Genomic DNA, 1,166 nt, shown 5'->3' on the forward strand with positions numbered 1-1,166 from the left:
TTTTTTATGCCAGCAAAGAAAGGTCAGAAGTTTAAGCATTATCCTGAGTCTGTGAAAGTAGAAGCTGTTCGACTGTTTATGGAGGAAGGATGGAGCTGTAGAAAGATTACAGAACATCTGGATATTAATGACAGGAAGCGTGTCAGTGTCTGGGTAAGGAAGTATCGGGCAAAGGGAGAAGTCTCTTTTCAGGACAGACGTGGAGATCCGCACAGGTCTGAAACGGAGCAAGAGCGTGAACTACGTCGTTTACAGTTGGAGGTAGACGTTTTAAAAAAGTGGTTACAAATCTTGAATCGGGAGGGTTGAAAGATAGATATATTGTCATCGACGAACTGAAGCATAAGCAGACCGTAAAGGAACTCTGTAGATATTTAGGGGTCCACAGAAGCGGTTACTATGCTTATCTGAAGCGCAAAGACAACGATCCAGACCAAGAGTTGAAGCGTAAGATCAAAGCCATATACGAGCATCGGGACAAGACGGTAGGATACCGTCGGATACAGGATGAGTTATATCGCCAATATCGTCTTGTCGTGAATCACAAGAAGGTTTTACGACTCATGCAGGAACTTCGTATTAAAGCGATTATACGCCGCAAGTACATCCATAGAACAACCTACGAGGCAGCTGTTTCGGATGGAAGAGTCGCTGAGAATTTACTGAAAAGAAATTTCAAAGCGGAACAACCCAATCAGAAATGGGTAACGGATGTTACACAATATCGGGTATTCGATGAGAAAATTTACCTGTCCGCCATCAAGGATTTGTGGAATAACGAGATCGTCGGATACCACATTAGCAGACGTAACGACAATTCTCTTGTATTAGAAACGTTTAGAAAGGCCTTTGAAACGCATAAAGACGTGACTGGACTGATCGTTCACAGCGATCAGGGATACCAGTACACGTCCCATGCATACCACGACATGCTGCCACAGGTTGGCGCCCAAATCAGCATGTCACGCCGAGGCAATTGTTATGACAATGCCTCCATCGAGAGCTTCTTCTCTCATCTTAAAGTCGAAGCACTCTATCCTTATGATATACGAAGTATCGCTGAGGCACAAAGAAGAATTGAGGAGTATATACGTTTTTACAATGAAGATAGAGCACAACGAAAACTAAACAAGCTGACTCCTGTTGAGTACAGGAATCAGCTTGTA

General features: G+C 43.5%; 2 protein-coding genes. Both read left to right on the top strand.

Annotated elements, in window-relative coordinates:
* Positions 1 to 309, top strand: a 309-nt coding sequence (locus ACAN55_RS24150; protein WP_379139147.1) for a helix-turn-helix domain-containing protein, incomplete at its 5' end; no start/stop codon positions are given.
* Positions 306 to 1,166 (top strand): IS3 family transposase (locus ACAN55_RS24155; RefSeq protein WP_379139150.1); only part of this gene is annotated, 861 nt, incomplete at its 3' end. The genes ACAN55_RS24150 and ACAN55_RS24155, both read left to right, overlap by 4 nt.

Source organism: Paenibacillus oryziterrae, from assembly GCF_042610485.1.
Classification (GTDB): domain Bacteria; phylum Bacillota; class Bacilli; order Paenibacillales; family Paenibacillaceae; genus Paenibacillus_AQ.